This is a genomic window from Streptomyces sp. NPDC092370 (genome assembly GCF_044755265.1).
Classification (GTDB): Bacteria; Actinomycetota; Actinomycetes; order Streptomycetales; family Streptomycetaceae; genus Streptomyces.
Genome location: NZ_JBIVQO010000007.1, coordinates 138,331 through 164,526, shown reverse-complemented (window position 1 = coordinate 164,526; position 26,196 = coordinate 138,331). Strand labels below are relative to the sequence as shown.

General features: G+C 71.7%; 27 protein-coding genes. 16 read left to right on the top strand and 11 right to left on the bottom strand.

Features of this window, described 5'->3' with window-relative positions; all coding sequences use genetic code 11:
• Positions 1-60: 60 nt before the first annotated feature.
• From ACIQHQ_RS22190 to ACIQHQ_RS22175, 4 genes are all read right to left on the bottom strand, one after another.
• Entirely contained in the window at positions 61-1,134 is a 1,074-nt protein-coding gene (locus ACIQHQ_RS22190; protein WP_402613881.1) for an acyl-CoA dehydrogenase family protein, read from the bottom strand.
• Entirely contained in the window at positions 1,131-2,312 is a 1,182-nt protein-coding gene (locus ACIQHQ_RS22185) for an acyl-CoA dehydrogenase family protein (protein ID WP_402613878.1), read from the bottom strand. Before ACIQHQ_RS22185 ends, ACIQHQ_RS22190 begins: the two co-directional genes overlap by 4 nt.
• Positions 2,309-3,274: an NADPH:quinone oxidoreductase family protein gene (locus ACIQHQ_RS22180; RefSeq protein WP_402613875.1), complete on the bottom strand. Its 966-nt coding sequence runs from the start codon at positions 3,272-3,274 to the stop codon at positions 2,309-2,311. Before ACIQHQ_RS22180 ends, ACIQHQ_RS22185 begins: the two co-directional genes overlap by 4 nt.
• 219 nt (positions 3,275-3,493) lie before the next feature.
• Entirely contained in the window at positions 3,494-4,066 is a 573-nt protein-coding gene (locus tag ACIQHQ_RS22175; protein WP_402613873.1) for a helix-turn-helix domain-containing protein, read from the bottom strand.
• Between the two features lie 76 nt (positions 4,067-4,142).
• Here ACIQHQ_RS22175 and ACIQHQ_RS22170 point away from each other — a divergent pair, with 76 nt between their 5' ends.
• From ACIQHQ_RS22170 to ACIQHQ_RS22150, 5 genes are all read left to right on the top strand, one after another.
• On the top strand, positions 4,143-5,072 hold the full coding sequence (locus tag ACIQHQ_RS22170; protein WP_402613870.1) for an NAD(P)/FAD-dependent oxidoreductase: 930 nt from the start codon (positions 4,143-4,145) through the stop codon (positions 5,070-5,072).
• 29 nt (positions 5,073-5,101) lie between these two features.
• Positions 5,102-6,640: an ATP-dependent DNA ligase gene (locus tag ACIQHQ_RS22165; protein WP_402613867.1), complete on the top strand. Its 1,539-nt coding sequence runs from the start codon at positions 5,102-5,104 to the stop codon at positions 6,638-6,640.
• Complete coding sequence (locus ACIQHQ_RS22160; protein WP_402613864.1) at positions 6,637-7,095, top strand: NUDIX domain-containing protein; 459 nt, start codon at positions 6,637-6,639, stop codon at positions 7,093-7,095. The genes ACIQHQ_RS22165 and ACIQHQ_RS22160 overlap by 4 nt, the downstream gene beginning before the upstream one ends.
• Positions 7,096-7,171: 76 nt before the next feature.
• Positions 7,172-8,557 carry an NADP-dependent succinic semialdehyde dehydrogenase gene (locus ACIQHQ_RS22155; RefSeq protein ID WP_402613861.1) on the top strand — a complete coding sequence of 462 codons (1,386 nt, stop codon included), beginning with the start codon at positions 7,172-7,174 and terminating at the stop codon, positions 8,555-8,557.
• Positions 8,558-8,582: 25 nt separating this feature from the next.
• Positions 8,583-8,819: a DUF6213 family protein gene (locus tag ACIQHQ_RS22150; protein WP_283970907.1), complete on the top strand. Its 237-nt coding sequence runs from the start codon at positions 8,583-8,585 to the stop codon at positions 8,817-8,819.
• Between the two features lie 48 nt (positions 8,820-8,867).
• Here ACIQHQ_RS22150 and ACIQHQ_RS22145 read toward each other — a convergent pair whose 3' ends face one another.
• Complete coding sequence (locus ACIQHQ_RS22145; RefSeq protein WP_402613858.1) at positions 8,868-9,533, bottom strand: transcriptional regulator; 666 nt, start codon at positions 9,531-9,533, stop codon at positions 8,868-8,870.
• A gap of 175 nt (positions 9,534-9,708) precedes the next feature.
• Between ACIQHQ_RS22145 and ACIQHQ_RS22140 the strand changes: the two genes are divergently transcribed.
• Together ACIQHQ_RS22140 and ACIQHQ_RS22135 are read left to right on the top strand one after the other, a co-directional pair.
• Positions 9,709-10,770 carry a type III polyketide synthase gene (locus ACIQHQ_RS22140; protein WP_402613855.1) on the top strand — a complete coding sequence of 354 codons (1,062 nt, stop codon included), beginning with the start codon at positions 9,709-9,711 and terminating at the stop codon, positions 10,768-10,770.
• A 60-nt stretch (positions 10,771-10,830) separates the two neighbouring features.
• Positions 10,831-11,352: a cupin domain-containing protein gene (locus tag ACIQHQ_RS22135; protein ID WP_402613852.1), complete on the top strand. Its 522-nt coding sequence runs from the start codon at positions 10,831-10,833 to the stop codon at positions 11,350-11,352.
• On the opposite strand, the gene ACIQHQ_RS22130 is transcribed toward ACIQHQ_RS22135, so the two are convergent.
• On the bottom strand, positions 11,349-12,575 hold the full coding sequence (locus ACIQHQ_RS22130; RefSeq protein ID WP_390986200.1) for an acyl-CoA dehydrogenase family protein: 1,227 nt from the start codon (positions 12,573-12,575) through the stop codon (positions 11,349-11,351). The two genes, ACIQHQ_RS22135 and ACIQHQ_RS22130, sit on opposite strands and share 4 nt — an antisense overlap.
• A 173-nt stretch (positions 12,576-12,748) precedes the next feature.
• Here ACIQHQ_RS22130 and ACIQHQ_RS22125 point away from each other — a divergent pair, with 173 nt between their 5' ends.
• Positions 12,749-13,393, top strand: a complete 645-nt coding sequence (locus ACIQHQ_RS22125) for a TetR family transcriptional regulator (protein ID WP_402613848.1) — start codon at positions 12,749-12,751, stop codon at positions 13,391-13,393.
• A gap of 95 nt (positions 13,394-13,488) precedes the next feature.
• On the opposite strand, the gene def is transcribed toward ACIQHQ_RS22125, so the two are convergent.
• Positions 13,489-14,028 carry a peptide deformylase gene (gene def, locus ACIQHQ_RS22120; protein WP_402613845.1) on the bottom strand — a complete coding sequence of 180 codons (540 nt, stop codon included), beginning with the start codon at positions 14,026-14,028 and terminating at the stop codon, positions 13,489-13,491.
• A 158-nt stretch (positions 14,029-14,186) separates the two neighbouring features.
• Here def and ACIQHQ_RS22115 point away from each other — a divergent pair, with 158 nt between their 5' ends.
• The 5 genes from ACIQHQ_RS22115 (at position 14,187) to ACIQHQ_RS22095 (ending at position 18,803) form a co-directional block, all read left to right on the top strand.
• Positions 14,187-15,425 (top strand): MurT ligase domain-containing protein, encoded by a 1,239-nt coding sequence (locus ACIQHQ_RS22115; protein WP_402613842.1) that lies wholly within the window; start codon positions 14,187-14,189, stop codon positions 15,423-15,425.
• Positions 15,426-15,448: 23 nt separating this feature from the next.
• Positions 15,449-16,177: a type 1 glutamine amidotransferase gene (locus ACIQHQ_RS22110; protein ID WP_402613839.1), complete on the top strand. Its 729-nt coding sequence runs from the start codon at positions 15,449-15,451 to the stop codon at positions 16,175-16,177.
• 201 nt (positions 16,178-16,378) lie between these two features.
• Complete coding sequence (locus tag ACIQHQ_RS22105; RefSeq protein WP_390986209.1) at positions 16,379-17,404, top strand: ATP-dependent 6-phosphofructokinase; 1,026 nt, start codon at positions 16,379-16,381, stop codon at positions 17,402-17,404.
• Positions 17,405-17,592: 188 nt separating this feature from the next.
• A complete protein-coding gene (locus ACIQHQ_RS22100; protein ID WP_402613836.1) occupies positions 17,593-18,543 on the top strand; it encodes a cytochrome c oxidase assembly protein in 951 nt (316 codons plus the stop codon).
• An 80-nt stretch (positions 18,544-18,623) separates the two neighbouring features.
• The gene (locus tag ACIQHQ_RS22095) at positions 18,624-18,803 is read left to right on the top strand and encodes a hypothetical protein (protein ID WP_402613833.1); all 180 of its coding nucleotides are present in this window, start codon (positions 18,624-18,626) and stop codon (positions 18,801-18,803) included.
• Positions 18,804-18,807: 4 nt separating this feature from the next.
• Here ACIQHQ_RS22095 and ACIQHQ_RS22090 read toward each other — a convergent pair whose 3' ends face one another.
• From ACIQHQ_RS22090 to ACIQHQ_RS22075, 4 genes are read right to left on the bottom strand one after another with little or no spacing between them, the layout of a single operon-like run.
• Positions 18,808-20,022, bottom strand: a complete 1,215-nt coding sequence (locus tag ACIQHQ_RS22090) for a sensor histidine kinase (RefSeq protein ID WP_402613830.1) — start codon at positions 20,020-20,022, stop codon at positions 18,808-18,810.
• Positions 20,019-21,734 (bottom strand): cation acetate symporter, encoded by a 1,716-nt coding sequence (locus ACIQHQ_RS22085; RefSeq protein WP_402613828.1) that lies wholly within the window; start codon positions 21,732-21,734, stop codon positions 20,019-20,021. Before ACIQHQ_RS22085 ends, ACIQHQ_RS22090 begins: the two co-directional genes overlap by 4 nt.
• Positions 21,735-21,741: 7 nt before the next feature.
• Complete coding sequence (locus ACIQHQ_RS22080; RefSeq protein ID WP_283971011.1) at positions 21,742-22,104, bottom strand: hypothetical protein; 363 nt, start codon at positions 22,102-22,104, stop codon at positions 21,742-21,744.
• A 2-nt stretch (positions 22,105-22,106) separates the two neighbouring features.
• Positions 22,107-22,856: a LytTR family transcriptional regulator DNA-binding domain-containing protein gene (locus ACIQHQ_RS22075; RefSeq protein WP_390986220.1), complete on the bottom strand. Its 750-nt coding sequence runs from the start codon at positions 22,854-22,856 to the stop codon at positions 22,107-22,109.
• A 56-nt stretch (positions 22,857-22,912) separates the two neighbouring features.
• On the opposite strand from ACIQHQ_RS22075, the gene ACIQHQ_RS22070 reads away from it, so the two are divergent.
• From ACIQHQ_RS22070 to rocD, 3 genes are all read left to right on the top strand, one after another.
• Complete coding sequence (locus ACIQHQ_RS22070) at positions 22,913-23,431, top strand: Lrp/AsnC family transcriptional regulator (RefSeq protein ID WP_402613824.1); 519 nt, start codon at positions 22,913-22,915, stop codon at positions 23,429-23,431.
• Between the two features lie 126 nt (positions 23,432-23,557).
• On the top strand, positions 23,558-24,388 hold the full coding sequence (ddaH, locus tag ACIQHQ_RS22065; protein ID WP_402613822.1) for a dimethylargininase: 831 nt from the start codon (positions 23,558-23,560) through the stop codon (positions 24,386-24,388).
• Positions 24,385-25,620 (top strand): ornithine--oxo-acid transaminase, encoded by a 1,236-nt coding sequence (gene rocD / locus ACIQHQ_RS22060; RefSeq protein WP_402613819.1) that lies wholly within the window; start codon positions 24,385-24,387, stop codon positions 25,618-25,620. The genes ddaH and rocD overlap by 4 nt, the downstream gene beginning before the upstream one ends.
• Positions 25,621-26,196 lie beyond the last annotated feature (576 nt).

Here is a 26,196-nt window from a genome sequence, read left to right as displayed (position 1 = left end):
CAGGGCGTGCGGCTCCCCCGGACGTTGCGGGGATGTCGCCCGGTGTCGGGCGGATGGACGTCAGGGGGCCTGCAGGCCGACCAGGCCGGCCAGTGCCTCCCGGTGGGCGCCGGCGGTGCCGTAGGCGATCGAGTCGGCCTTCGCGCGCTTGAGGTACAGGTGCGCGGGGTGCTCCCATGTCATGCCGATGCCACCGTGCAGTTGCAGGGCTTCCTCGGCTGCGTGCACCGCCACGGGCGCCGCGTAGGCCTGGGCGACGGTGACGGCCACGGCGACGTCCTCGCCGGTGGTGAGGGCGTCGGCGGCGTTGCGGGCGGCCGCGCGGGTGTTGACGATCTCCAGCCACAGCTGGGCCAGCCGGTGCTTGAGCGCCTGGAAGCCGCCGACGGGCCGGTTGAACTGCTTGCGTTCCTTCAGGTAGCGGACGGTCTCGGTCAGCGTCCACTCGGCCAGCCCGCACTGCTCCGAGGCGAGCAGTCCGGCCCCGGCGCGCAGGGCGCGGCGCACGGCGGGTTCGGCGTCGCCCAGGAGCCGGCCCGGCGCGTTGTCGAGGCTGACGGTGGCGAGCGGCCGGGTCAGGTCCAGGGAGGTCTGGGGGGTGACGGTCGCCGCCGAGGCGTCGACCGCGTACAGGCCACCGTCGTCGGCGGGCACGAGGAGGACGTCCGCCACGACCGCGTCGGCAATGCCGGTCAGTTCCCCGTGCAGGGCGCCGTCGTCGTACCGGACGGTCCGGTAGGCGGCGCCCGGTGCGACGTTGAGGGCGACCGCGAGGGCGCCGATCGTCGTCCCGGTCGCGAGGGCGCGGAGCAGGTCGTCGGTGCCGCAGGCCAGCAGTGCCTCGGTGGCGACGACCGCGCTCGTCAGATACGGCACGGGTGCGACCGCGCGGCCCAGTTCCTCCAGCACCACGGCGGCTTCGCGGTGGGTGGCGCCCTGGCCGTCGAGTTCCTCGGGCACCAGCAGGCCGGCGAGGCCCATGCCGTCGGTCAGGGCCTTCCACAGGGCCCGATGGTGCGGGGTGTCCGACTCGGTGCGGGCGATGACGCCGGAGGCGTCGCAGTGGTCGCCGAGCAGGTCGCGGACGGCGGCGCGCAGCGCCTCTTCCTCTTCCGAGTACAACAGGTCGCTCATCGGGCGAGGTCCTTCCAGGCGACGTCCTTGTCGGTGCGCGGCTCGGCGGGCAGGCCGAGGACGCGCTCGGCGACGATGTTCAGCAGGACCTCGCTGGTCCCGCCCTCGATGCTGTTGCCCTTGGAGCGCAGGTAGCGGTAGCCGGCGTCGCGGCCGGTGAAGTCGACCAGTTCCGGGCGCCGCATGGTCCAGTCGTCGTACAGCAGGCCCTCTTCGCCGAGGAGTTCCACCTCCAGGCCGCTGATCTCCTGGTTGAGGCGGGCGAAGGCCAGCTTCATGCCGGCGCCCTCGGGGCCGGGCTGGCCCACGACGAGCTGCTGGCGCAGCCGCTCCGCGGTGAGGCGCGAGACCTCGGCCTCCACCCAGAGCTTCAGCAGCCGCTGGTGCAGGTCGTGCGTGCGCAGCTCGGGCCGCTCGCGCCAGGTCTTCGAGACCGGGCCGATCATTCCGCCCTCGCGGGGCAGTCGCATGCCCCCGATGGCGACGCGCTCGTTGTTCAGCGTGGTCTGGGCGACCTTCCAGCCGTCGCCGACCGCACCGAGGCGACGCGCGTCCGGGATGCGGACGTCGGTGAGGAACACCTCGTTGAACTCGGCCTCGCCGGTGATCTGCCGCAGCGGCCGTACCTCGACGCCCGGGTCGGTCATGTCGCAGACGAAGTACGTGATGCCCCGGTGTTTGGGCACCTCCGGGTCGGTGCGGGCGATGAGGATCGCCCAGCGGGCCACATGGGCGCTGGACGTCCACACCTTCTGCCCGTTGACCACCCAGTCGTCGCCCTCACGGACGGCCCGGGTGCCCAGCGCGGCCAGGTCGGATCCGGCGCCCGGCTCGCTGAACAGCTGGCACCAGACCTCCTCCCCCGTCCACAGGGGCCTGAGGTACCGCCGCTTCTGCTCGTCGGTGCCGAAGCCCAGGATCGTCGGCGCGGCCATGCCGAGGCCGATGCCGATGCGCCGCGGGTCGTTGTCGGGCGCCCCGGCGGCCTCCAGTTCGGCGTCCACGACGGTCTGGAGGGATCGGGGAGCGCCCAGCCCGCCGAGGCCCTCCGGGTAGTGCACCCAGGCCAGTCCGGCGTCGAAGCGGGCCCGGAGGAAGTCCAGCCGGTCGGTGGAGGCCGGCGGGTGGGCGGCCAGCAACTCCCGGGTGCGGCGGCGCAGTTCCTCGGTGTCGGTCATGCTGTCTCCTCCATGACGACCGCGACCCGGCCGGTGGTAAGACCGTCCGCCACCTTCTGCACGGCGCTCGCCGCCGCGCCGAGCGGCACCCGCTCGCTCACCAGCGGCTTGATCGCCCCCCGGGCGGCCAGCTCGGTGAGCTGCGCGTGGCAGTGCCGGACCAGTTCGGGGTTCTTGGTGTTGTACAGGCCCCAGTGCAGGCCGAGGATCGAGTAGTTCTTCACCAGGGCGTGGTTCAGGCCCGGGCTGGGGATCGTGCCGCTGGCGAAGCCGACGACGACGATCCGCCCCTCGAAGGCGACGGCCTTGGCGGACTGCGTATAGGCCTCGCCGCCGACCGGGTCGTAGATCACGTCGGCGCCCCGGCCGCCGGTGGCCTCCTTGACGGCGGCGACGACGTCCTCGGAGCGCCGGTCGATCACGACGTCACAGCCGAGCTCGCGGGCGACGGCCGTCTTCCCGGAGCCGCCGACGACACCGATGACGGTGGCGCCGGCAGCCTTCCCGAGCTGCACGGCCGCGCTGCCGACCCCTCCGGCGGCAGCGTGGACGAGCAGAGTCTCGCCGGCCTCCAGACCGGCCCGGCGGTGCAGACCGAACCAGCCGGTCTGGTAGCCGATGTGCAGGGCCGCGGCCTCGGCGTCGTCGAGGGCGTCGGGCGCGGACAGGAGCGCGGCGGCGTCCGCGACGGCGTACTCGGCGAAGCCCCCGTGGGGCAGCGCCGGGTTGGCGATCACCCGGCGGCCGTCCTCGGTCTCGCCGCAGATCTCCACGCCCGGGGTGAACGGCAGCGGCGGCCTGACCTGGTACTGGCCGCGGCACAGCAGGGCGTCCGGGAAGTTGATGTTGGCCGCCCGCACCTTCAGCAGGACCTGGCCCTCACCGGGCGTGGGGGGCTCGACGTCCTCGAGCCGCATCACCTCGCCCGGCTCACCGTTCTCGTGCACGTGCCATGCCTGCATGCGGGGCCTCCACGGGGGACTGCTTCGTCTGACCGGGGTCGGTTCGCATACTAAGCGGTCGCTTGCCCATCGGGGAACAGTCTCCGGCCAAACTCCCGCGCCGGGTTTCCCGCCGTCACAGCCGTCCGCCGCGACTGTTCCTCACAGCCGTCCGCCGTCGCTGTCCCTCACAACCGTCCGCCACGGTCGTCCGCCGTGGCCCTCCCTCACGGTCGTCCGTCACGCGCTCTTCGGCCGGGCGCGCACGTGCATCCGCTCGCCCTGCGGCCCGAACAGGCTGAGGAACTCCACGGGCCCCTCCCCCGTCGAGCCGAACCAGTGCGGCACCCGGGTGTCGAATTCGGCGGCCTCCCCCGCCGTGAGCACCACGTCGTGCTCGCCCAGCACCAGGCGCAGCTTCCCGGACAGCACGTACAGCCACTCGTAGCCCTCGTGCGTTCGCGGTTCCGGTTCTTGCCTGCGCCGCGGTTCCAGGACCTTGTAGGCCTGCAGGCCGCCGGGCTGGCGGGTGAGCGGCCAGTGGGTGCGGCCGCCCATCACGATCGGCTTGGAGCGCACGCGCGGATCACCGGTCGGCGGGGCCCCGACCAGCTCGTCCAGGGCCACCTGGTGGGCGCGCGCGATCGGCAGCAGCAGTTCCAGACTGGGTTTGCGCAGGCCGGACTCCAGCCGCGAGAGGGTGCTGACGGAGATGCCGGTGGACTCGGACAGCGCCGCCAGGGTCACCTCCCGGTCCTTCCGCATCTGCCGCAGCCGGGGGCCGACACCCGCGAGTACCTCGTCCGTCGTCATGGACGTATTGCAGATTCGGCAAAGCTGTTTGTCAATCCCGCAGGGCCGCGGGACGCTCGGCAGCGGAGGTGGTCACATGACCGAGAAGTACGCGGTGGTCGTCATCGGCGGGGGCGCGGCGGGCCTGTCCGCGGCGCTGGTGCTGGGGCGGGCCAGGCACCACACGCTGGTGGTCGACGCGGGCGAACCGCGCAACGCGCCGGCCGAGCACATGCAGGGCTATCTGTCCCGGGACGGCATGCCGCCCGCCGAGTTCCTGGCCATCGGCCGGGAGGAGATCGCGCGCTACGGCGTGGAACTCGTGCGGGACCGGGTCGTGGAGGTGGACCAGGGCGAGGACTTCACCGTGGTGCTGGCCGGCGGCCGGACCGTGCGGGCCCGGCGGCTGATCGTCGCCACGGGCCTGAAGGACGAGCTGCCCGCGGTTCCCGGGGTCGCCGAGCGGTTCGGCCGGGACGTGCTGCACTGCCCGTTCTGCCACGGCTGGGAGGTGCGCGACCAGCCGTTTGGGGTGCTGGCGTCGAGCCCGGCGAGCGTGCACCAGGCGCTGATGGTGTCCCAGTGGTCGAAGGACGTGCGGCTCTTCCTGCACACGGTCGCCGAGGAGGAGCTGTCCGACGAGGATCTGCGCCGCCTCGCCGCCGCGGGGGTCGACGTGGTGCCCGGGGAGGTCTCGGAGCTGGTGGTCGAGGACGACCGGCTCACCGGTGTCCGGCTCGCGGACGGTACGAGGCACGCCCGCTCGGTGGTGTTCACCGCTCCGCGGCCGGTGCCGCAGACGGGTCTGCTGGAGCGGCTGGGCGCCGAGCTGCACGAGACGCCGTTCGGCGCGTATCCGGTGGTCGACGCCACCGGGCTGACGACCGTGCCGGGTGTGTGGGCCGCGGGCAACGCCATCGGCTTCGCCGAGCAGGTCGTGCACGCGGCGAGCGGCGGCTACCGGGCGGCGTCGGCGATTGTCGGGGACCTGCTGATGAGCGACCTCGACGCGGCGGTCCAGGTGTAGAGGCACCGCCCGCGGTGCACCATGACTGCATGCTGCTGCACCGGCTGGCCCGTGTGTCCCAGGAGGTCGCCGCCACCTCGGCGCGGTCCCGGAAGACCACTCTGCTCGCGGAGCTCTTCCGGGACGCCGAGGCGGAGGACGTGCCGATCGTCATCCCGTATCTGGCCGGGCGGCTGCCGCAGGGCCGGATCGGCGTGGGCTGGAAGGTGCTGGGCCGTCCGGTCGACCCGGCCGCCGAGCCGAGCCTGACCGTGCGGGACGTCGACGCCCGGCTGTCCGAGCTCGCGAAGGTGTCCGGCCCGGGTTCCCAGGCGGAACGCACCCGGCTGGTCGGTGAGTTGATGGGAACGGCCACCGAGGACGAACAGCGGTTCCTGCTCGGACTGCTCACCGGCGAGGTCCGGCAGGGCGCGCTGGACGCGGTGGCGGTGGAGGGCCTGGCCCAGGCGACCGGGGCGCCGAGCACGGACGTACGGCGGGCCGTGATGCTCGCCGGTTCCCTCCAGGCGGTCGCCGAGGCCCTGCTCGCGGACGGCCCGGCGTCCCTCGACCGGTTCCGTCTCACGGTCGGCCGCCCGGTGCTGCCGATGCTGGCGCACAGCGCCTCCTCCGTCGCCGAGGCTGTGGAGAAGCTGGGCACCTGCGCGGTGGAGGAGAAGCTGGACGGCATCCGCGTGCAGGTGCACCGCGACGGCGACACCGTTCGGCTCTACACCCGCACCCTCGACGACATCACCGACCGTCTGCCGGAAGTGACGGCCGCCGCCCTTCAGTTGCGGGGCGAGCGGTTCATCCTGGACGGCGAGGTGATCTCCTTCGACGAGGACGGGCGCCCCCGGTCGTTCCAGGAGACCGCAGGGCGCGTCGGCTCCCGCACGGACGTGGCGACGGCCGCCCGCGCGGTGCCGGTCTCCCCCGTGTTCTTCGACGTGCTGTCCGTGGACGGCCAGGACCTGCTGGACCTGCCCTTCGCCGAGCGGCACGCCGAGCTGGCCCGCCTGGTGCCCGAGCCGATGCGGGTGCGGCGCACGCTGGTGTCGGGCCCCGACGACACGCCCACCGCCGAGGAGTTCCTCGCCGAGACCTTGAAGCGCGGCCACGAGGGCGTCGTCGCCAAGGCGCTCGACGCCCCCTACAGCGCCGGCCGGCGCGGAGCGTCCTGGCTGAAGGTGAAACCCGTCCACACCCTCGACCTGGTGGTCCTGGCCGCCGAGTGGGGCCACGGCCGCCGCACCGGCAAGCTCTCCAACCTCCACCTGGGCGCCCGCACCGCCGACGGTGGCCTCGCCATGCTCGGCAAGACCTTCAAGGGCATGACCGACGCGATGCTCACCTGGCAGACCGAACGGCTCCAGCAGATCGCCGTCGACGACAACGGCTACGTCGTGACCGTTCGCCCGGAACTCGTCGTCGAGATCGCCTACGACGGCATCCAGCGCTCCACCCGCTACCCGGCCGGCGTCACCCTGCGCTTCGCCCGCGTAGTCCGCTACCGGGAGGACAAGCGCCCCGGGGACGCCGACACGGTCGAGACGCTCCTCGCCGCGCACCCGGAGGTGAAGCCGTGAAGCGCAGCGCCGGCCTGCTGCTCTTCCGCCGCACCGGCGACGGCCTCGAAGTGCTGCTCGGCCACATGGGCGGCCCGTTCTTCGCTCGGCGCGACGCCGGGGCGTGGACGGTGATCAAGGGCGAGTACGGGCCGGACGAACCCGCCTGGGAGGCCGCCCGCCGCGAGTTCCGGGAGGAGCTGGGGCTCCCCCCGCCCGACGGCGCGGCCCTCGACCTGGGCGAGGTCCGGCAGACCAACGGCAAGCTCGTCACGGCCTGGGCGGTCGAGGCGGACCTCGACCCGGCGACGATCGCGCCCGGCACCTTCCGGATGGAGTGGCCGCCGAGGTCGGGGCGGCTCCAGGAGTTCCCCGAGCTGGACCGGGTGGCGTGGTTCGGCCCGGACCGGGCCCGCGCGGTGATCGTCAAGGCACAGGCGGCGTTTCTCGACCGCCTGGCGGAGCACTCGCCCTGAGGAGACGCTCCCGCGTTGCGGCCCCCTCCGCCGCGCGGGAAGGTCGAGACACAGCCCGCTTCGAGGGAGGTCAGCCATGCCCATCGCAACGGTGAACCCGGCGAACGGCGAGACGCTCAAGACATACGAGGCCATGGGCGAGGAGGAGATCGAGCGCCGGCTCCAGCTCGCGGAGGCCACGTTCCGCACGTACCGGACGACGACCTTCGCCGAGCGGGCCCGGCTGCTGCACCGGGCCGCCGACCTCCTCGAAGAGGACCAGCAGGACATCGCCCGCGTGATGACCACCGAGATGGGCAAGCCGATCCAGCAGGCCCGCGCCGAGGCGGCCAAGTGCGCCAAGGCGATGCGCTGGTACGCCGACCACGCCGAGGAACTGCTCGCCGACGAGGAGCCCGCCGACGGCGACGTCAAGGACTCCGGCGCCTCGCGCGTACGGGTCCGTTACCGGCCGCTCGGCCCGGTGCTGGCGGTCATGCCGTGGAACTTCCCGCTGTGGCAGGTGGTCCGCTTCGCCGCGCCCGCGCTGATGGCGGGCAACGTGGGCCTGCTCAAGCACGCCTCGAACGTCCCGCAGACCGCCCTCTACCTGGAGGACCTCTTCCACCGGGCGGGCTTCACCGAGGGCACCTTCCAGACGTTGCTGATCGGCTCCGCCGCGGTCGACGAGGTCCTGCGCGACGAGCGGGTCAAGGCGGCCACGCTCACCGGCAGCGAGCCGGCGGGCCGCGCGGTCGCCTCCACCGCCGGGGAGATGATCAAGAAGACGGTGCTGGAGCTGGGCGGCAGCGACCCGTTCGTCGTGATGCCGTCCGCCGACATCGACCGGGCCGCGAAGGTCGCGGTGACCGCGCGGGTGCAGAACACCGGGCAGTCCTGCATCGCAGCGAAGCGGTTCATCGTGCACACGGACGTCTACGACGCCTTCGCCGAGCGGTTCACCGAGGGCATGAAGGCGCTGAAGGTCGGCGACCCCCTGTCCGACGAGACCGAGGTCGGGCCGCTCTCCAGCGAGCAGGGGCTGCGTGATCTGGAGGAACTGGTCGACGATGCGGTCCGAAGCGGGGCCCGGGTGCTGTGCGGCGGCGAACGGCCGGACGGACCGGGCTGGTACTACACGCCGACGATCCTCGCCGGCCTCACCCGCGAGATGCGGATCCACCGGGAGGAGGCGTTCGGGCCGGTCGCGACGCTGTACCGGGCGGCCGACCTGGACGAGGCCGTGCTGATCGCGAACGACTCACCGTTCGGATTGAGTTCCAACGTGTGGACGCGGGACGAGGGTGAGGTCGACCGGTTCGTACGCGACCTGGAGGCCGGCGGGGTGTTCTTCAACGGCATGACGGCGTCCCACCCGGCGTTCCCGTTCGGTGGTGTGAAGCGGTCCGGATACGGGCGTGAGCTGTCCGGGCACGGAATCCGCGAGTTCTGCAACATCACCACTGTTTGGCATGGTGCGTGAGTGTTGCGGGGCTACGATCCCGTCTGTGAACCGCGAAGTGACTCTGCCTCTGATCGTCGACGACCGCGGGACCTTGCAGGTGGCTGCCGCGGATGTCAGCAAGCTCTTGCGGACGGTGGGGGGTCGGTGGGTGCGGCTCGTGGAAGGCGGGGAGTCGGGGCTGGACGAGGACACGGTCGCCGAGTTGGCCATCGAGCTGGCGAAACTGGCCGATCGTATCGATGTGGCCTGTATCGCGCACAGCAGTGGGAGTGCGACGTAGCCGTGGCGTGTGACGGTGCGTGAGGGCTTGTCGCGCGCCCTGCGCCCCTCATGCCACCCGGCTCAGGGTGTTCCAGAACATCGCCTCGTAGTTCTGCAACAGGCGGCCGTAGGTGTGTGCTCGCTCTTGGTCGAGACGCCCGGCGTCCAGAGCCGCCTGGACGGCCGCCGTCGCCCGTCGGTCCAGCTCCGGCGACGGCTGCGCGAAGAAGTCGAAGAAGGCGCAGGCCTCGTCGGTGAAGCCGTACCGCTCGCGCAGCGCTGTCGCGATCGTCGCGCAATAGCCGCCCCATGCGGAGAAGTTGGCCGTCAGAGCCAGGACCACGTCTGCCGGTGCGGCGTTCAGGGCCAGCCAGGCCACGTACGCGGGGTACGCCTGACAGCCCGCCAGGGGCTCGTACGACGCCTCCCCCGCCTCGTCCACTCCGCACGCTCGTGCGAACGCCGTCAGTCGCCCACCCGCCAGGGCCTCGCCCTCGGCCAGGGCCGTGAAGAAGGCCGCCGCCTCCGGGTCGGCCGCTTCGCCGCGTGCCGCCAGGAACTCGAACGCCCGGCGGTCCGCCGGGATCACCCACATCTGTTCCAGGGCCAGCGAGGCAAGGGTGGAGCGGGTGGCCGTGCCGTCGGCGATCCGGGGGATCAGGCAGTTGGCGTGCGGGTCCGGGGCGAGGGCCGCGGTCGTCGTCTTCAGCAGATCCGGTGCCGAGTGCGTCATCGCGTCCTCCGTCGTCGAGGTGTGGGTACGAGCGTGGCACGGCGTGCCCGATACGGACTAGTCCGGCGCGAAGTCGGTGTACCGTCGGGAGATCGTGGGGGGACCACCTCGTGAGGTGACGCACCTTCTGACCGGGGGGTGAAGGCCTTCCGGGAGGCGAAAGCAGGCACGGTTCATGGCGACTTTGTGCAGACCCGCGGTGTCCGTTCCAGAGCACGTGATCACGATGGAGGAGACGCTGGAGCTGGCGCGCGAGCGCCACGCCGACCACCCGCGACTGCCGCTGGCCCTGCGCCTGATCGAGAACACCGGTGTGCGCACGCGGCACATCGTGCAGCCCATCGAGGAAACCCTGAGACACCCCGGATTCGCGGACCGCAACAAGCTCTACGAGGCGGAGGCGAAGGCCCGGGTGCCCGCGGTGGTCCAGCGGGCGCTGGACGACGCGGAGCTGCTCGCCACCGAGGTGGATCTGATCATCTACGTGTCGTGCACGGGTTTCATGATGCCCTCGCTGACGGCGTGGCTCATCAACGAGATGGGGTTCGACCCGACCACCCGTCAGCTGCCGATCGCCCAGCTGGGATGTGCGGCCGGCGGCGCGGCCGTCAACCGGGCCCACGACTTCTGCACGGCGTACCCCGAGGCCAACGCGCTGATCGTGGCCTGCGAGTTCTGCTCACTGTGCTACCAGCCGACCGACATCGGTGTCGGCTCACTGCTGTCGAACGGCCTGTTCGGTGACGGCGTCGCCGCCGCCGTGGTCCGCGGCCGGGGCGGCGAGGGAGTCCGCCTGGAGCGCAACGGCTCGTATCTGATCCCCAAGACCGAGGAGTGGATCATGTACGACGTCAGGGCGACCGGCTTCCACTTCCTGCTGGACAAGCGGGTGCCGGCCACGATGGAGCCGCTCGCCCCGGCGCTGCAGGACTTGGCGGGCGACCACGGGTGGGACGCCTCCGACCTGGACTTCTACATCGTGCACGCGGGTGGGCCCCGCATCCTCGACGACCTCAGTACCTTTCTGCACGTCGACCCGCACGCCTTCCGCTTCAGCCGGGCCACGCTCACCGAGTACGGCAACATCGCCAGCGCCGTCGTCCTGGACGCGCTGCGCCGGCTGTTCGACGAGGGCGGCCCCGAGGACCGGGCACGCGGGCTGCTCGCCGGGTTCGGACCGGGTATCACCGCCGAGATGACCCTGGGCCGCTGGCACAGCGGGGACGAGGCGAGGTGACATGAGCGAAGCGACGATCACCGGGATCCTGCCCCCTGCCCGTGACGTGATGAGCGGGCGATGACGGCGACGGAAGGGCTGCTCGTCCCCCCGGGGCACGGCCGGGTGGTGGCGGCCCCCGCGCAGCACGTCACCTTCAAGGTGACCGGCACGCACTCCCGGGCGGCCTCCACCTTCGAGGTGGTCGTGCCCCCGGGCTTCGACGTGGGCGCCCATGTGCACACCCGCAGCGAGGAGCTGTTCTACGTCCTCGAGGGCGAGCTGGACGTCCTCGCCTTCGAGCCGCGGGCCCGCACGCCCGACCGCTGGCAGCAGTGGGAGTCCCGTTCGGGCAACCGGGTGGTACGGGCGACACCGGGAACGGTGATCGTCGTGCCCCCGGGGTGCCCGCACGCGTTCGCCAACCCGACGGAGGAGCCCGCGAAGCTGTTCTTCCAGGCGAGTCCGCCGCCGGATCACGAGCGGTACTTCGAGGAACTGCTGGAGATTCTCGGCGCCGGGGGCCCGCCGGACCACGCCGCGATCGAGGAGCTGCGGGCGCGGTACGACATCGAGCAGCTGACGCCGCTCAGACATCGTTAGCGGATGGGCACCCCGGCCAGGGTGCGGGCGATGACCAGCCGCTGGATCTCGCTCGTGCCCTCGAAGATGGTGTAGATGGCCGCGTCGCGGTGCATCCGCTCGACGGGGTACTCGCGGGTGTAGCCGTTGCCGCCGAGGATCTGGATGGCCTGGGCCGTGACGCTCTTGGCCGTCTCGCTCGCGAACAGCTTGGACATCGAGCCCTCGGCGGCGGTGAACGGCTTGCCGTTGATCGCCATCCAGGACGCGCGCCACACCAGCAGGCGCGCCGCGTCGATGGACGTCCGCATGTCCGCGAGCTGGAAGGCGACACCCTGGTTGTCGATGATCGGACGCCCGAACTGCTCGCGTGTCCTGGCGTAGTCGAGGGCGACCTCGTAGGCGGCGCGGGCGGTCCCGACCGCCATGGCGCCGACCGCGGGACGCGAGGCCTCGAACGTGGCCATCGCCGCGTTCTTCACCCGCTCCCCGCCCTGCTTGGCCTTCTCCCGTGCGCGGGCCAGCCGCTCGTCCAGCTTCTCCTTGCCGCCGAGCAGGCAGGAGCCGGGGACACGCACGTTGTCGAGGATGACCTCGGCGGTGTGCGAGGCGCGGATGCCGTGCTTCTTGAACTTCTGTCCCTGGGCCAGCCCGGGCGTCCCCGGCGGGACGATGAAGGAGGCGTGCCCCTTGGAGCCGAGCTCGGGGTCGACGACCGCGACGACGACATGGACGTTGGCGATGCCGCCGTTGGTCGCCCAGGTCTTGGTGCCGTTGAGCACCCACTCGTCCTTGGCCTCGTCGTACACGGCACGGGTGCGCATCGAGGCGACGTCCGAGCCGGCGTCGGGCTCGGAGGAGCAGAACGCGGCGACCTTGACATCGTTGGCGTCGCCGTACATCTGGGGGATCCAGGTGCCGATCTGCTCCTCGGTGCCGTTGGCGAGGACGCCCACGGCGGCGAGGCCGGTGCCGACGATCGACAGGGCGATGCCCGCATCGCCCCAGAAGAGCTCCTCCATCGCCATGGGTATGCCGAGACCGGTCGAGTCGAAGTACTGCTGGGCGTAGAAGTCCAGGGAGTAGATGCCGACCTTGGCGGCCTCCTGGATGACCGGCCAGGGAGTCTCCTCACGCTCGTCCCATTCGGCGGCCGCGGGGCGGATCACATCGGCCGCGAAGCCGTGCAGCCAGTCCCGGACCTCCTTCTGTTCGTCGTTGAGCTCCATGGTGAACTCGGCCATGTCGTCCCCTCCAGCGGCACACGTGCATGTTACTTGCGGTAACACCCAGTCTGTTACCGACGGGTAGTCGAAGTCAACTCCAACCGACCGGTCGGCACCCGGCCGGTCTCCCGCGCATGCTTCAGTGTTAGTTTGCGCAGGCGTCAGCGAAACAGCACGGGTGGGGAGAGCAGATGGACACCACGCAGCGGACCGATCAGCAACGGTCCGCCGACCGCCGTCGGCGTGAGCTGCTGGAAGCCGCCGACCGGGTGGTGCTGCGCGACGGCCCGCAGGCCTCGATGAACGCGATCGCGGCGGAGGCCGGCATCACCAAGCCGATTCTCTACCGGCACTTCGGCGACAAGGGCGGACTTTACGCGGCCCTTGCCCAACGGCACACCGACGCGCTGCTGGCCTCGCTGCGGGCGGCGCTGGACGCGCCGGCGGACCGACGGGAGCGGGTCGAGGCGACGTTGGACACCTACCTCGCGGCGATCGAGGCGCGGCCCCAGGTGTACCGGTTCCTGATGCACCCGGCGGAGGGGAGCCAGCCGGGGGATCAGGGCTTCGATGTCGGCAAGCACAGCGCGCCGTTGCTGCGGCGGATGGGCGAGGAGCTGGCACAGGTCATCGAGGAGCGGCTGGACCTCGGCCCGGGCGGGCAGCAGCTGGCTCGGGTGTGGGGGCACGGCATCGTCGGCATGATGCATGCCGCCGGGGACTGGTGGCTGGGGGAACGGCCCTGTTCTCGTGCGGAGTTGGTGCGGAGTCTGGCTGATCTGCTGTGGGGCCGGCTCGCTGCCGCGGGTGACCGGGTGGGAGGCCCGGGGTTCTGACCGTCGCCTCCCGGCCCACCGTCGGCGGCGGCTGGTCGCGCCCAGCGGCGGGGCCGCATGCCGAACACCGCCCCGCGCGCCTGAGGGAACGACGCTCAGGCACTCCAGGAAGCCCGGCTCACCTGGCGCATCAGCCTGCGGTGGCGCCAGCCCTTGAGGTGGTCGGCGTAGACGCGGCCCTCCAGGTGGTCGCACTCGTGCTGGAGGCAGCGGGCGAAGAACCCCGTGCCGTGGACGGTGACCGGCTCTCCGGTCACCGTGAAGCCCTCGACGACCGCGTGGTCGTACCGTTCCGTGCCCGCCTCCAGGCCGGGCAGGGACAGACAGCCCTCCGGGCCCCGGATCACCACACCGTCCTTTTCGGCCATCCGCGGATTGATCACATGACCCACATGACGGACGTCCTCATCGTCCGGGCAGTCGTAGACGAAGACCCGCAGCGGCTCGCCGACCTGGTTGGCGGCGAGCCCGACACCCTGGGCCGCGTACATGGTGGCGAACAAGTCCTCTACGAGACGAGCCAGTTCGGGACCGAAGTCGGTGACCTCCGCGCAGGGCGAGTGCAGGAGCGGATCGCCGTGCAGGGTGAGGGGTCTCACGCGGCCGTGGGCGCCGGGGATGGAGCTGTGTCGCATGGCGGCAAGAGTAAGGTCCTGTCGGTCCGCGCCTCCCACACGAGTTCGCCACAGTGCCGCGGTTCGGGAGTGCGAATGGATCTCGATAGGCTGAGGTCCACACCACGTGGCCGTCAGGCTTCAAGGCGCGGCGCGTACGCAAGGAGGATCGAGAACTGATGGCAGGCAACTCGGACCCGCTCTCGCCGCGGGCCAAGCTGGCCGTGACCGCGGGCAAGGCGGTCGCGGCGGCATCGCGCGCCGCAGGGCGCGGCAGCGGTTCGGTGATCGGTGGCCGGGTCGCGCTCAAACTCGACCCCGACCTGCTCGCCCGGCTCGCCCAGAACCTGGACGTGGTCCTGGTCTCCGCGACGAACGGCAAGACCACCACCACCCGGCTCATCGCCGAAGCCCTGCGCGCGGCGGGACCGGTCGTCTCCAACGCGCTCGGCGCCAACATGCCGGCCGGCATCACCTCGGCCCTCGCCGGCAGCTCGGACGCCCGCTACGGCGTCATCGAGGTCGACGAGAAATACCTCGCGGGCGTCGCCCGGGACACCGCCCCCAAGTGCATCGCCCTGCTCAACCTCTCGCGCGACCAGCTCGACCGCGCCGCCGAGACCCGCATGCTCGCCGAGAACTGGCGGGAGGGACTGGCGGGTTCCAAGGCCGTGGTCGTGGCCAACTGCGACGACCCGCTGGTGGTGTGGGCGGCGTCCTCCTCCCCCAATGTGATCTGGGTCGCGGCGGGGCAGATGTGGAAGGACGACGCCTGGTCCTGCCCGTCGTGCGGTGGCGTGATGCAGCGCCCGGGCGACGACTGGTTCTGCGGTGAGTGCGGCTTCCGCCGTCCGACGCCGAGCTGGGCGCTCTCCGGCGACCACGTCCTCGACCCGCACGGCTCGGCCTGGCCGATCCACCTCCAGCTGCCCGGCCGCGCCAACAAGGCCAACGCCGCCTCCTCGGCCGCCGTCGCCGCCGTGTTCGGAGTGCCGCCGCAGGTCGCGCTGGAGCGCATGTACCAGGTACAGGCGGTGGCCGGACGCTACGACGTCGTCCAGTTCCAGGGCCGTGACCTGCGTCTGCTGCTCGCGAAGAACCCGGCCGGCTGGCTGGAGACCTTCTCCCTGATCGACCCGCCGCCCACCCCGGTCATCCTCTCCGTGAACGCCCGCGGCGCGGACGGCACCGACACCTCCTGGCTGTGGGACGTCGACTACACGCGCCTGACCGGCCACCCGATCTGCGTCGTCGGCGACCGGCGCCTGGACCTGGCGGTGCGCCTGGAGGTCGCCGACCAGCACTTCCAGGTCTACGAGAACCTCGACCAGGCCGTGGCCGCCTGCCCGCCGGGCCGGATCGAGGTCATCGCCAACTACACGGCGTTCCAGGACCTCCGCCGCCGCGTCGGCAACTGAGCACGAGACGTCAGGGGACTTTTGTGAGCGACAACCAACTGCGCATCGTCTGGATCTATCCCGACCTGCTCAGCACCTACGGCGACCAGGGCAACGTCCTCGTCGTCGAACGCCGGGCGCAGCAGCGTGGCCTGGACGTGGCCCGGCTGGACGTGCGCAGCGACCAGCCGATCCCGACCTCCGGTGACATCTACCTGATCGGCGGCGGTGAGGACCGTCCGCAGCGGCTCGCCGCCGAGCGGCTGCGCCGGGACGGCGGGCTGACCCGGGCCGTGGAGAACGGCGCCATCGTGTTCTCCGTGTGCGCCGGCTACCAGATCCTGGGCCACGAGTTCATCAACGACCTCGGCCAGCGCGAGCCCGGCCTCGGGCTGCTGGACGTGGTGTCGACGCGCGGCGAGGGCGCCCGCTGCGTCGGTGACGTGCTGGGCGACGTCGACGCGCGGCTCGGCCTGCCCCCGCTGACCGGCTTCGAGAACCACCAGGGTGTCACCCACCTCGGCCCCACCGCCCGCCCCCTCGCCCAGGTGCGCTTCGGCAACGGCAACGGCACGGGCGACGGCACGGAGGGCGCGTACAACGACACCGTCTTCGGCACGTACATGCACGGCCCGGTGCTCGCGCGCAACCCGCTGATCGCGGACCTGCTGCTGAAGCTGGCCCTCGACGTCAACGCGCTGCCCCCGACCGACGACCGCTGGTACGAGGCACTCCGCAACGAGCGCATCGCCGCTGCTCAACAGCCTGCGTGAGCGCTGCGCCGCAGCGTGTCCGAAGGACGCGTCAACCTGCTGGTCAACAGCCCGTCTGACGGTGTATCCGCACAGGTGAGCGGGGTCGTCCAGCAGGCGGACGCGTGCTTCGGTCCGGGCCCTCGGTGCCGCTAGGGTGGCGGGGATTCGAGCCGGACAACGTGGTCCGGACCCGGCCCACGTGGAGAAGGTATTCGGGCTATGCGCATTGGTGTCCTCACGTCCGGCGGCGACTGCCCCGGCCTGAACGCCGTCATCCGGTCCGTCGTGCACCGTGCCGTCGTCGACCACGGCGACGAGGTCATCGGCTTCCGGGACGGCTGGAAGGGTCTCCTGGAGTGCGACTACCTCAAGCTCGACCTCGACGCGGTGGGCGGCATCCTCGCCCGCGGCGGCACGATTCTCGGGTCCTCCCGGGTCCAGCCCTCCCATCTGCGGGACGGTGTGGAGCGGGCCAAGGGCCATGTCGAGGAGCTCGGCCTCGACGCGATCATCCCGATCGGCGGCGAGGGCACGCTCAAGGCCGCGCGGCTGATGTCGGACAGCGGGCTGCCCGTCGTGGGTGTGCCGAAGACCATCGACAACGACATCGCGGTCACGGACGTCACGTTCGGCTTCGACACAGCCGTGGGCGTGGCGACCGAGGCCCTGGACCGGCTCAAGACCACCGCCGAGTCCCACCAGCGGGTCCTGGTGGTCGAGGTCATGGGCCGGCACACCGGCTGGATCGCGCTGCACTCAGGCATGGCGGCCGGTGCTCACGCCATCGTCGTGCCCGAGCGGCCCTTCGACATAGAGGAACTGACCAGGCGGGTCGGCGAGCGGTTCGAGGCGGGCAAGCGGTTCGCGATCGTCGTGGCGGCGGAGGGGGCGAAGCCCCGGGCCGGGAGCATGGAGTTCGACGAGGGCGGCAAGGACATCTACGGGCACGAGCGGTTCGCAGGGATCGCCCGGCAGCTGTCCGTGGAGCTGGAGGGGCGCCTCGGGAAGGAAGCCCGCCCGGTGATCCTCGGACACGTGCAGCGGGGCGGTACGCCGACCGCCTACGACCGGGTGCTGGCCACGCGGTTCGGGTGGCATGCGGTGGAGGCGGTGCACCGGGGTGAGTTCGGGCAGATGACCGCGCTGCGCGGGACCGACATCGTGATGGTGTCGCTGGCCGAGGCCGTCAAGACACTGAAGACGGTGCCGGAGGATCGGTACGACGAGGCCGAGACCGTTCTCTGAGGGTGCCGTAGTCGGCCGGGTGCGGGTGGTTCGTGGCTTGCCGCGCCCACGTCGCGGAGCCGCCTATTGAACACAGCCCCGCCCCCCTGAGATGTCGTACCGCCCCCGGTCGCCATGGCGCCCGGGGGCGGTTCTAGTCTTGGGGCGGACAGATTGCTGCACACCCCCACGAAACAGGAGCCGGCGGAATGGATCACAGCGGGCACGGCATGACCATGGATCTGCCGCCGTTCACGCTGGGACGAGGGCTGGAGTGGTCGGCGGACCCGTTCTTCCTCGTCGCCTGCCTGGCCGGGCTGGCCCTGTACGGGTGGGGTGTCGTGCGGCTCGTCCGGCGCGGGGACAGATGGCCCGTGGGGCGGACGGTCGCCTACGTCCTGGGCGTGCTGAGCATCATGCTCATGATGTGCACCCAGCTGAACGACTACGGCATGGTCATGTTCAGCGTGCACATGGTGCAGCACATGGTCATCAGCATGGTGTCGCCCATCCTCATCCTGCTCGGGGCGCCGATCACACTGGCGCTGCGGGCGCTGCCCACCGCGGGGCGGGGCCGCAAGGGGCCGCGTGAGCTGCTGCTGATGTTCCTGCACAGCCGGTACATGCGGATCATCACGCATCCGGCCTTCACGATCCCGCTGTTCATCGCGAGCCTGTACGGGCTGTACTTCACGCCCCTCTTCGACACCCTGATGGGTTCCAAGGCGGGGCACATCGCGATGATGCTGCACTTCCTCGCCGTGGGCCTGGTGTTCTTCTGGCCGATCATGGGCGTGGACCCGGGCCCGCACCGCCCGGGCTACCTGATGCGGATGCTGGAGCTGTTCGCCGGCATGCCGTTCCACGCGTTCTTCGGGATCGCGCTGATGATGGCGTCCGCGCCGATGGTCGAGACGTTCAAGAACCCGCCCGCCTCGCTCGGCATCGAGGCGCTCTCCGATCAGAACGCGGCGGGCGGCATCGCCTGGGCGTTCAGCGAGATCCCGTCCGTGCTGGTGCTGGTCGCCCTGCTGTTCCAGTGGTACGCCTCGGACCAGCGACAGGCCAGGCGCACGGACCGGGCCGCCGACCGCGACGGGGACAAAGAACTGGAGGCCTACAACGCCTATCTGGCCTCGCTTCACACGCAGGGGCGCTGAACGCGACTCGGGTACGGGCCGTGCGCGCCGGGCGTCCGCCAGGCACCATGGAGGAACCGAACCATGAGGAGGGTGTTGCGATGCCCGGTTCCACGAACGGTTCCAACTCGACCAAGACCATGGGGGTGATCACCGTGGGCGGGCTGGTCGTGGTGACGGCCTACACGGTGGCGCTCGGGAGCAACGGATGGCTGTGGTTCGGCTGGGTCGTCCTGGGCCTGATCACCTTGGGACTGGTGGTCACCGCGCGCAGCACCTGACGGCTCACTCCCGGGTCAGCCGGCCCGCCGAGTGCACACCCGGCTGGTATTTCGGGAGCCGGACCGTGATCTTCATGCCCGCGCCCGCGGCGGTCTCGATGACGAGGCCGTAGTCGTCGCCGTAGACCTGGCGGAGCCGGTCGTCGACGTTGGAGAGGCCGATGCCGCCCGAAGGGCTGACCTCGCGGGCGAGGATGCGGCGGAGCAGGCCGGGGTCCATGCCGGCGCCGTCGTCCTCGATGACGACGAGCGCCTCGGCGCCCGCGTCCTGGGCGGTGATCTGGATGTGGCACCTGCCCGAGGACACGGCCTTGCCCTCCAGGCCGTGCTTGACGGCGTTCTCCACGAGCGGCTGCAGGCACAGGAACGGCAGGGTCACCGGCAGCACCTCCGGCGCTATCTGGAGGGTCACGGAGAGGCGGTCGCCGAAGCGTGCCCGCACGAGCGCCAGGTAGTGGTCGATGGCGTGGAGTTCCTCGGCGAGGGTGGTGAAGTCGCCGTGCCGGCGGAACGAGTAGCGGGTGAAGTCGGCGAACTCCAGGAGCAGCTCGCGGGCGCGCTCGGGGTCGGTGCGGACGAACGAGGCGATCACCGCGAGCGAGTTGAAGATGAAGTGCGGGGAGATCTGAGCCCGCAGCGCCTTGATCTCCGCCTCGATGAGACGGGTGCGGGACTGGTCGAGATCGGCCAGTTCCAGCTGGACCGAGACCCAGCGGGCGACCTCGCCGGCGGCCCGCACCAGTACGGCCGACTCGCGCGGCGCACAGGCGACGAGAGCGCCGTGCACCCGGTCGTCGACGGTCAGCGGGGCGACGACCGCCCAGCGCACCGAGCAGTCGAGGCTGTCGCAGGTGAGCCGGAAGGCCTCACCGCGGCCGGTCTCCAGGGAACCGGCGAGGCGTTCCATGATCTCGGTGCGGTGGTGGGCGCCGTCGCCGTCCCAGACCAGGACCTGCTCGCGGTCGGTGAGGCAGAGGGCGTCCGTGCCGAGCAGCGAGCGCAGTTTGCGGGCGGACTTGCGGGCGGTCTCCTCGGTCAGGCCGGCCCGCAGCGGGGGCGCGGCGAGGGAGGCGGTGTGCAGGGTCTCGAAGGTGGCGTGCTCGACAGGTGTGCCGAGGCCGGCGAGGCTCTTGGCCCGGGCGGTGCGCCGGCCGAGCCAGACCCCCAGGGCGAGCACCGGGAGCACCGCGACGCACAGGCCCGCCAGGAAGCCGCTCATGCCGGCACCTCCGTGCGCAGTTCCTCGGGCAGATGGAACCGGGCGAGGACCGCCCCGGTGCCGGGCGGGACCCGGCCAGGGGTGGCCAGGGACACCAGGATCATGGTGAGGAAGCTCAGCGGCACCGACCACAGCGCGGGCCAGGCGAGCAGCGCGTGCAGTGCGGCGCCCTGGCCCGGGTAGCCCGCCATGGTCGCGGCGACGGCGAGCAGCGCGGAGCCGCCGCCGACCAGCATCCCGGCGGCGGCGCCGGGCGGGGTCAGCCGCCGCCACCAGATGCCGAGCACGAGCAGCGGGCAGAACGACGACGCCGACACGGCGAAGGCGAGCCCGACGGCGTCGGCGACCGGCAGCCCGCCGACCAGGACGCTCGCCGCCAGGGGCACGGCCATGGCGAGGACCGTCCCGAGCCGGAAGTGCCGCACACCCCGCGACGGCAGGACGTCCTGGGTGAGGACGCCGGCGACCGCCATGGTCAGCCCCGAGGCCGTGGACAGGAACGCGGCGAAGGCGCCCCCGGCGACCAGCGCCCCCAGCAGGTCGCCGCCCACTCCCCCGATCATCCGGTCGGGCAGCAGGAGGACGGCCGCGTCCGGGTCGCCGGTGAGGGTGAGTTCGGGTGCGTAGAGGCGGCCGAGGGCTCCGTAGAGGGGTGGCAGGAGGTAGAAGGCGCCGATCAGGCCGAGGACCGCGACGGTGGTGCGGCGGGCGGCGACGCCGTGCGGGCTGGTGTAGAAGCGGACCACGACGTGCGGCAGGCCCATGGTGCCGAGGAACGTGGCGAGGATCAGCCCGTACGTGGCGTAGAGCGGGCGTTCCTGGCGGCTCTCGGCCTGTGACGGGGACAGGTCGCCGCCACCGCTGCGCCCGGCCCGGGGGACGGGGGCGCCCGCGGCGAAGGTGAGGCGGGTGCCGCGTTCGATGTGGTGGGTGCCCGCCGGGAGTGTGAGGCGGGCGTCGGTGTGCGTCCGGCCGTCGACGGTGCCGGTCACGGTGACCGGCAGGGGGCGGTCCAGCTTCAGGTCGATGCCGTCCTCGACGAGGACGGCGCGCTGCTCGCGGAAGGTGGCCGGTTCGTCGAAGGCGTGCCGGGGGGCGCCGTCGCTCTGCCAGGTGAGGACCAGGAAGAGGGCGGGGACGAGCAGGGCGGTGAGCTTCAGCCAGTACTGGAAGGCCTGCACGAAGGTGATGCTGCGCATGCCTCCGGCGGCGACGATGGCGGTGACGACGACGGCGACGATCACTGCGCCGAGCCAGTCGGGTGCCCCGGTCAGCACGGTCAGGGTCAGTCCGGCGCCCTGGAGCTGGGGCAGCAGGTACAGCCAGCCGACGCCGACGACGAAGGCACCGGCCAGCCGCCGCACGGCCTGGGAGGCGAGGCGGGCCTCGGCGAAGTCGGGGAGGGTGTAGGCGCCGGAGCGGCGCAGCGGGGCGGCGACGAACAGCAGCAGGACCAGATAGCCGGCGGTGTAGCCGACCGGGTACCAGAGCATGTCGGGGCCCTGGACCAGGACCAGGCCCGCTATGCCCAGGAAGGAGGCGGCCGAGAGGTACTCCCCGCTGATGGCGGCGGCGTTGAGGCGCGGGCCGACGGTGCGTGAGGCGACGTAGAAGTCGGAGGTGGTGCGGGAGATGCGCAGGCCGAAGGCGCCGACGAGGACGGTCGCGACGACGACGAGGGCGACGGCGGGGATCGCGTAGCTGGAGTTCATCGGTGGTTCAGCGGTCTTCGACGAGGCGTACGAAGTCGCGTTCGTTGCGCTCGGCGCGGCGGACGTACCAGCGGGCGAGCAGGACGAGGGGGGCGTAGAGGCCGAAGCCGAGGACGGCCCATTCCAGGCGGCGGGCGTCGGGCATCGCCGCGAAAAGCAGGGGCAGCGGGCCGACGAGCAGGCCGAGGACGGCGAAGACGGTCAGTGCGGCGCGCAGTTGGGTGCGCATCAGGGAGCGGACGTAGGTGTGGCCGAGGGTGGTCTGCTCGTCGATCTCGGTGCGCGGGCGGTAGTAGCCGGAGGCCGCTCGGCCGGTCTGCCGGGGCGGGCCGGTGACGACGACGCGGCGTTCGGTGTGGTCCTGGGGCACCGTCACGGCCTCCTCATGAGCAGGTCGCGCAGTTCACGCGTGTGGCGGCGGCTGACCTGGAGTTCCTCGGAGCCGACGAGGACGCTGACGGTACCCGCGTCGAGGCGGAGTTCGCCGATGTGGCGCAGGGCGACGAGGTGGCGGCGGTGGATGCGGACGAAGCCGCGGGTGCGCCAGCGCTCCTCCAGGGTGGACAGCGGGATGCGCACCAGGTGGCTGCCCTTGTCGGTGTGCAGGCGGGCGTAGTCGCCCTGGGCCTCGACGTGGGTGATGTCGTCGACGGCGACGAAACGGGTCACGCCGCCGAGTTCGACGGGTATGTGGTCCGGATCGGGTTCGTGCACGGGGATGCGCGGGGCGGCGCCGCGTAGCTCCGCGGCCCGGCGGACGGCCTCGGCGAGCCGCTCCTTGCGGACCGGTTTGAGGACGTAGTCCACGGCTTTGAGGTCGAAGGCCTGCACGGCGAAGTCCTCGTGGGCGGTGACGAACACGACGAGCGGCGGCCGGGCGAAGCCGGTGAGCAGCCGGGCGAGGTCGAGGCCGTCGAGGCCGGGCATCTGGATGTCGAGGAAGACGACGTCGATGGCCTCCGGCCCGCCCGGGCCGGACTCCAGGGCGCGGTTCATGCGGCGCAGCGCCTCGGTGGCGTCGCCGGCGCCCTCCGCGCTGCCGATGCGGGGGTCGGCCCGCAGGAGGTAGAGCAGCTCCTCGAGGGAGGGGCGTTCGTCGTCGACAGCCAGGGCGCGCAGCATGAACCCGGAGTGTAGGGGTGAATCCCGCTGTCCGGACACGTGGATACAGTGCCCGCATGAACAGCAGGTCGTCCTCGCCGTTCGACGAACTCGACCGGAAGATCATCACGGCGTTGATGGCGAACGCCAGGACGTCGTTCGCCGAGATCGGCACGGCGATCGGCCTGTCGGCCACGGCGGTCAAGCGGCGGGTCGACCGGCTGCGTGAGACGGGCGTGATCACCGGGTTCACGGCCACGGTGAAGCCGTCGGCGCTGGGCTGGCGCACGGAGGCCTACGTCGAGGTGTACTGCGAGGGTGCCGCCCCGCCGCGGCGGCTGGCCGAGGTCGTGCGTGACTACCCGGAGATCACCGCGGGGATGACCGTGACCGGTGGCGCGGACGCGCTGCTCCATGTGCGGGCGCGGGACGTGGAGCACTTCGAGGAGGTGCTGGAGCGGATCCGGCAGGAGCCGTTCATCCGGAAGACGATCAGTGTGATGGTGCTGTCCCATCTGCTCCCCGAGAGCCCGGAGGCGGGAGCCAGCCATCCGGCGCCCGAAGAGAGCCGGGGCGGCGCATCAGACGTGCGCTGAGCGGGCGGAAGACGCAGCGTTCCTGCGCGAACACGCAACCATTGTTTCTTGTCGGGCACCTCCACCAGTTCCTACCGTTGGGTCAACACCCCGTCACACACCGTAAGGAAGCGGAGGGACCCCTCTGTGCCCGACTCCCGTGTGCCGCGCCGGCGGCGCTACCTCGTCTGCGAGCCCAGACATTTCGCCGTGCAGTACGCGATCAACCCGTGGATGCACCCCGACGAACCCGTCGACGTCATCCGCGCCCTGGACCAGTGGCAGGCGCTGGTCGACGCCTACCGTGCCCACGGCCATACCGTGGACACTGTGAAACCCGTTCCCGGTCTGCCCGACATGGTCTTCGCCGCCAACGCGGCGGTCGTGGTCGACGGCCGCGTCTTCGGCTCCCTCTTCCACGCGCCCGAGCGCCGTCCCGAGTCCGTGCCGTACGAGGCGTGGTTCAAGGCGGAGGGCTACGAGGTCTATCACCCCGAGTCGGTCTGCGAGGGCGAGGGCGACCTGGTGCCGGCCGGCCGCTGGATCCTGGCCGGGACGGGCTTCCGTACGACCCGGGAGGCCCACAGCGAGGTGCAGGAGTACTTCGGGACGCCGGTGATCAGCCTGACGCTGGTGGACCCGTACTTCTACCACCTGGACACGGCCCTGTTCGTCCTCGACGAGGGGCACGACGGCAATATCGTCTACTACCCCGAGGCGTTCTCGCCCGGCAGCCGCGAGGTGCTGGCCCGGCTGTACCCGGACGCGGTGCTCGCCACCCGCGAGGACGCCATGGCGTTCGGGCTCAACTCCGTCTCCGACGGGCGCCATGTGTTCATCTCACCTGGGGCGGCGGGACTGGCCGAGCAGTTGGCCGGCCGTGGTTACGTCCCCGTCCCCGTCGACCTGTCCGAGTTCCAGAAGGCCGGTGGCGGCATCAAGTGCTGCACCCAGGAGATCCGGGAGATCCGCTCATGACCGCACCCGTCCGCATCCACGGCTCGCAGGGGACGCGGGGCTCCGAGGAGCTGATCCGCGCCGAGGAGCCGGTCCTCGCACACAACTACCATCCGCTGCCCGTCGTCGTGGCCCGCGCCGAGGGCACCTGGGTGGAGGATGTCGAGGGCCGACGCTACCTGGACATGCTGGCCGGCTACTCGGCGCTCAACTTCGGCCACCGGCACCCGGCGCTGATCGAGGCGGCCCATCGCCAGCTCGACCGGCTGACGCTCACCTCGCGCGCCTTCCACAACGACCGGCTCGCCGAGTTCGCGGAACGGCTCGCCGCGCTGACCGGCATGGACATGGTGCTGCCCATGAACACCGGCGCGGAGGCGGTGGAGAGCGGGGTGAAGGTGGCCCGCAAGTGGGCCTATGACGTGAAGGGCGTACCGGCCGACCGGGCGACGATCGTGGTCGCGGCGGACAACTTCCACGGGCGTACGACGACGATCGTCAGCTTCTCCACGGACGAGACGGCCCGGGCGGGCTTCGGGCCGTTCACACCCGGCTTCCGGGTGGTGCCGTACAACGACCTGGCCGCGATGGAGGCGGCGGTCGACGAGACGACGGCTGCGGTGCTGATCGAGCCCATCCAGGGCGAGGCGGGGGTGATCATCCCCGACGACGGTTACCTCGCGGGGGTGCGGGAGCTGACCCGCCGCAAGGGCTGTCTGTTCATCGCGGACGAGATCCAGTCCGGGCTCGGCCGCACGGGCCGCACCATGGCGGTCGAGCACGAGCCGGTGGTACCGGACGTGCTGCTGCTGGGCAAGGCGCTGGGTGGCGGCATCGTGCCGGTGTCGGCGGTGGTCGGGCACCGGGAGGTGCTCGGAGTGCTGCATCCCGGGGAGCACGGCTCGACGTTCGGCGGCAATCCCCTGGCGGCGGCGGTCGGTACGGCGGTGGTGGAACTTCTGGAGACGGGTGAGTTCCAGCGCCGGGCGGCCGAGCTGGGCGTGATCCTGCGCGACGGTCTGACGGGGCTGGTCGGCAAGGGCGTGGTCGGCTTCCGCTCGCGCGGGTTGTGGGCGGGCGTGGACGTCGACCCCGCGCTCGGCACGGGCCGCGAGATCAGCGAGCGGCTCATGCGGGAGGGAATCCTGGCGAAGGACACCCACGGCTCGACGATCCGCCTGGCCCCGCCGCTCACCATCACGGCCGAGGAGCTGCGGGGGGCGCTCGCGGCGCTGGAGAAGGCACTGGGGTAAGCGGCCGGACCGCCACCTGGGAGGAGCGGCGCGGCCAGCCGCTCCCCCCAGGGTCTGCGGGGCGGGCATGAGCGGATACGCCGGCGGAGGGCCTTCCACAGGGCGTCGGCGACGCCGAGCGGACGGACCGCGCAGGCGCCGGTGCCTGCGCAACAACCGTCCGGCTGTCGCCGCCCCGCTCCGACGCGCCCCGTCGGGGCACCGGGCGCGGCCCGGGCCGCGCAGCCCGGCGCCACTCGACCCGATGCCCCGACGCCGCAGGGTCCTCGAGCACACCCCCAGGCGCACAGACCCGGCGCCACCAAGCCGGTGCGCCGACGCCGCAGGATCTCGGACACATCGCGGGCCGCACAGACCCGGCACCACCACCCCGGTGCGCCACCCCCAGTGGGGGGCCAGGCACAACCCGAGCCGCACAGACTCAGTACCCACCCCTGCCGCGACACCGCCCTGCCGCCGCGGACAGTCACCACCCTGCCGACGCTCGCCGACCCGGCGCGACCCGAAGGAGCCTCGGACACACTCCCAGCCGCACAGACCCGGCGTCACCAAGCCGGTGCGCCGACGCCGCAGGAT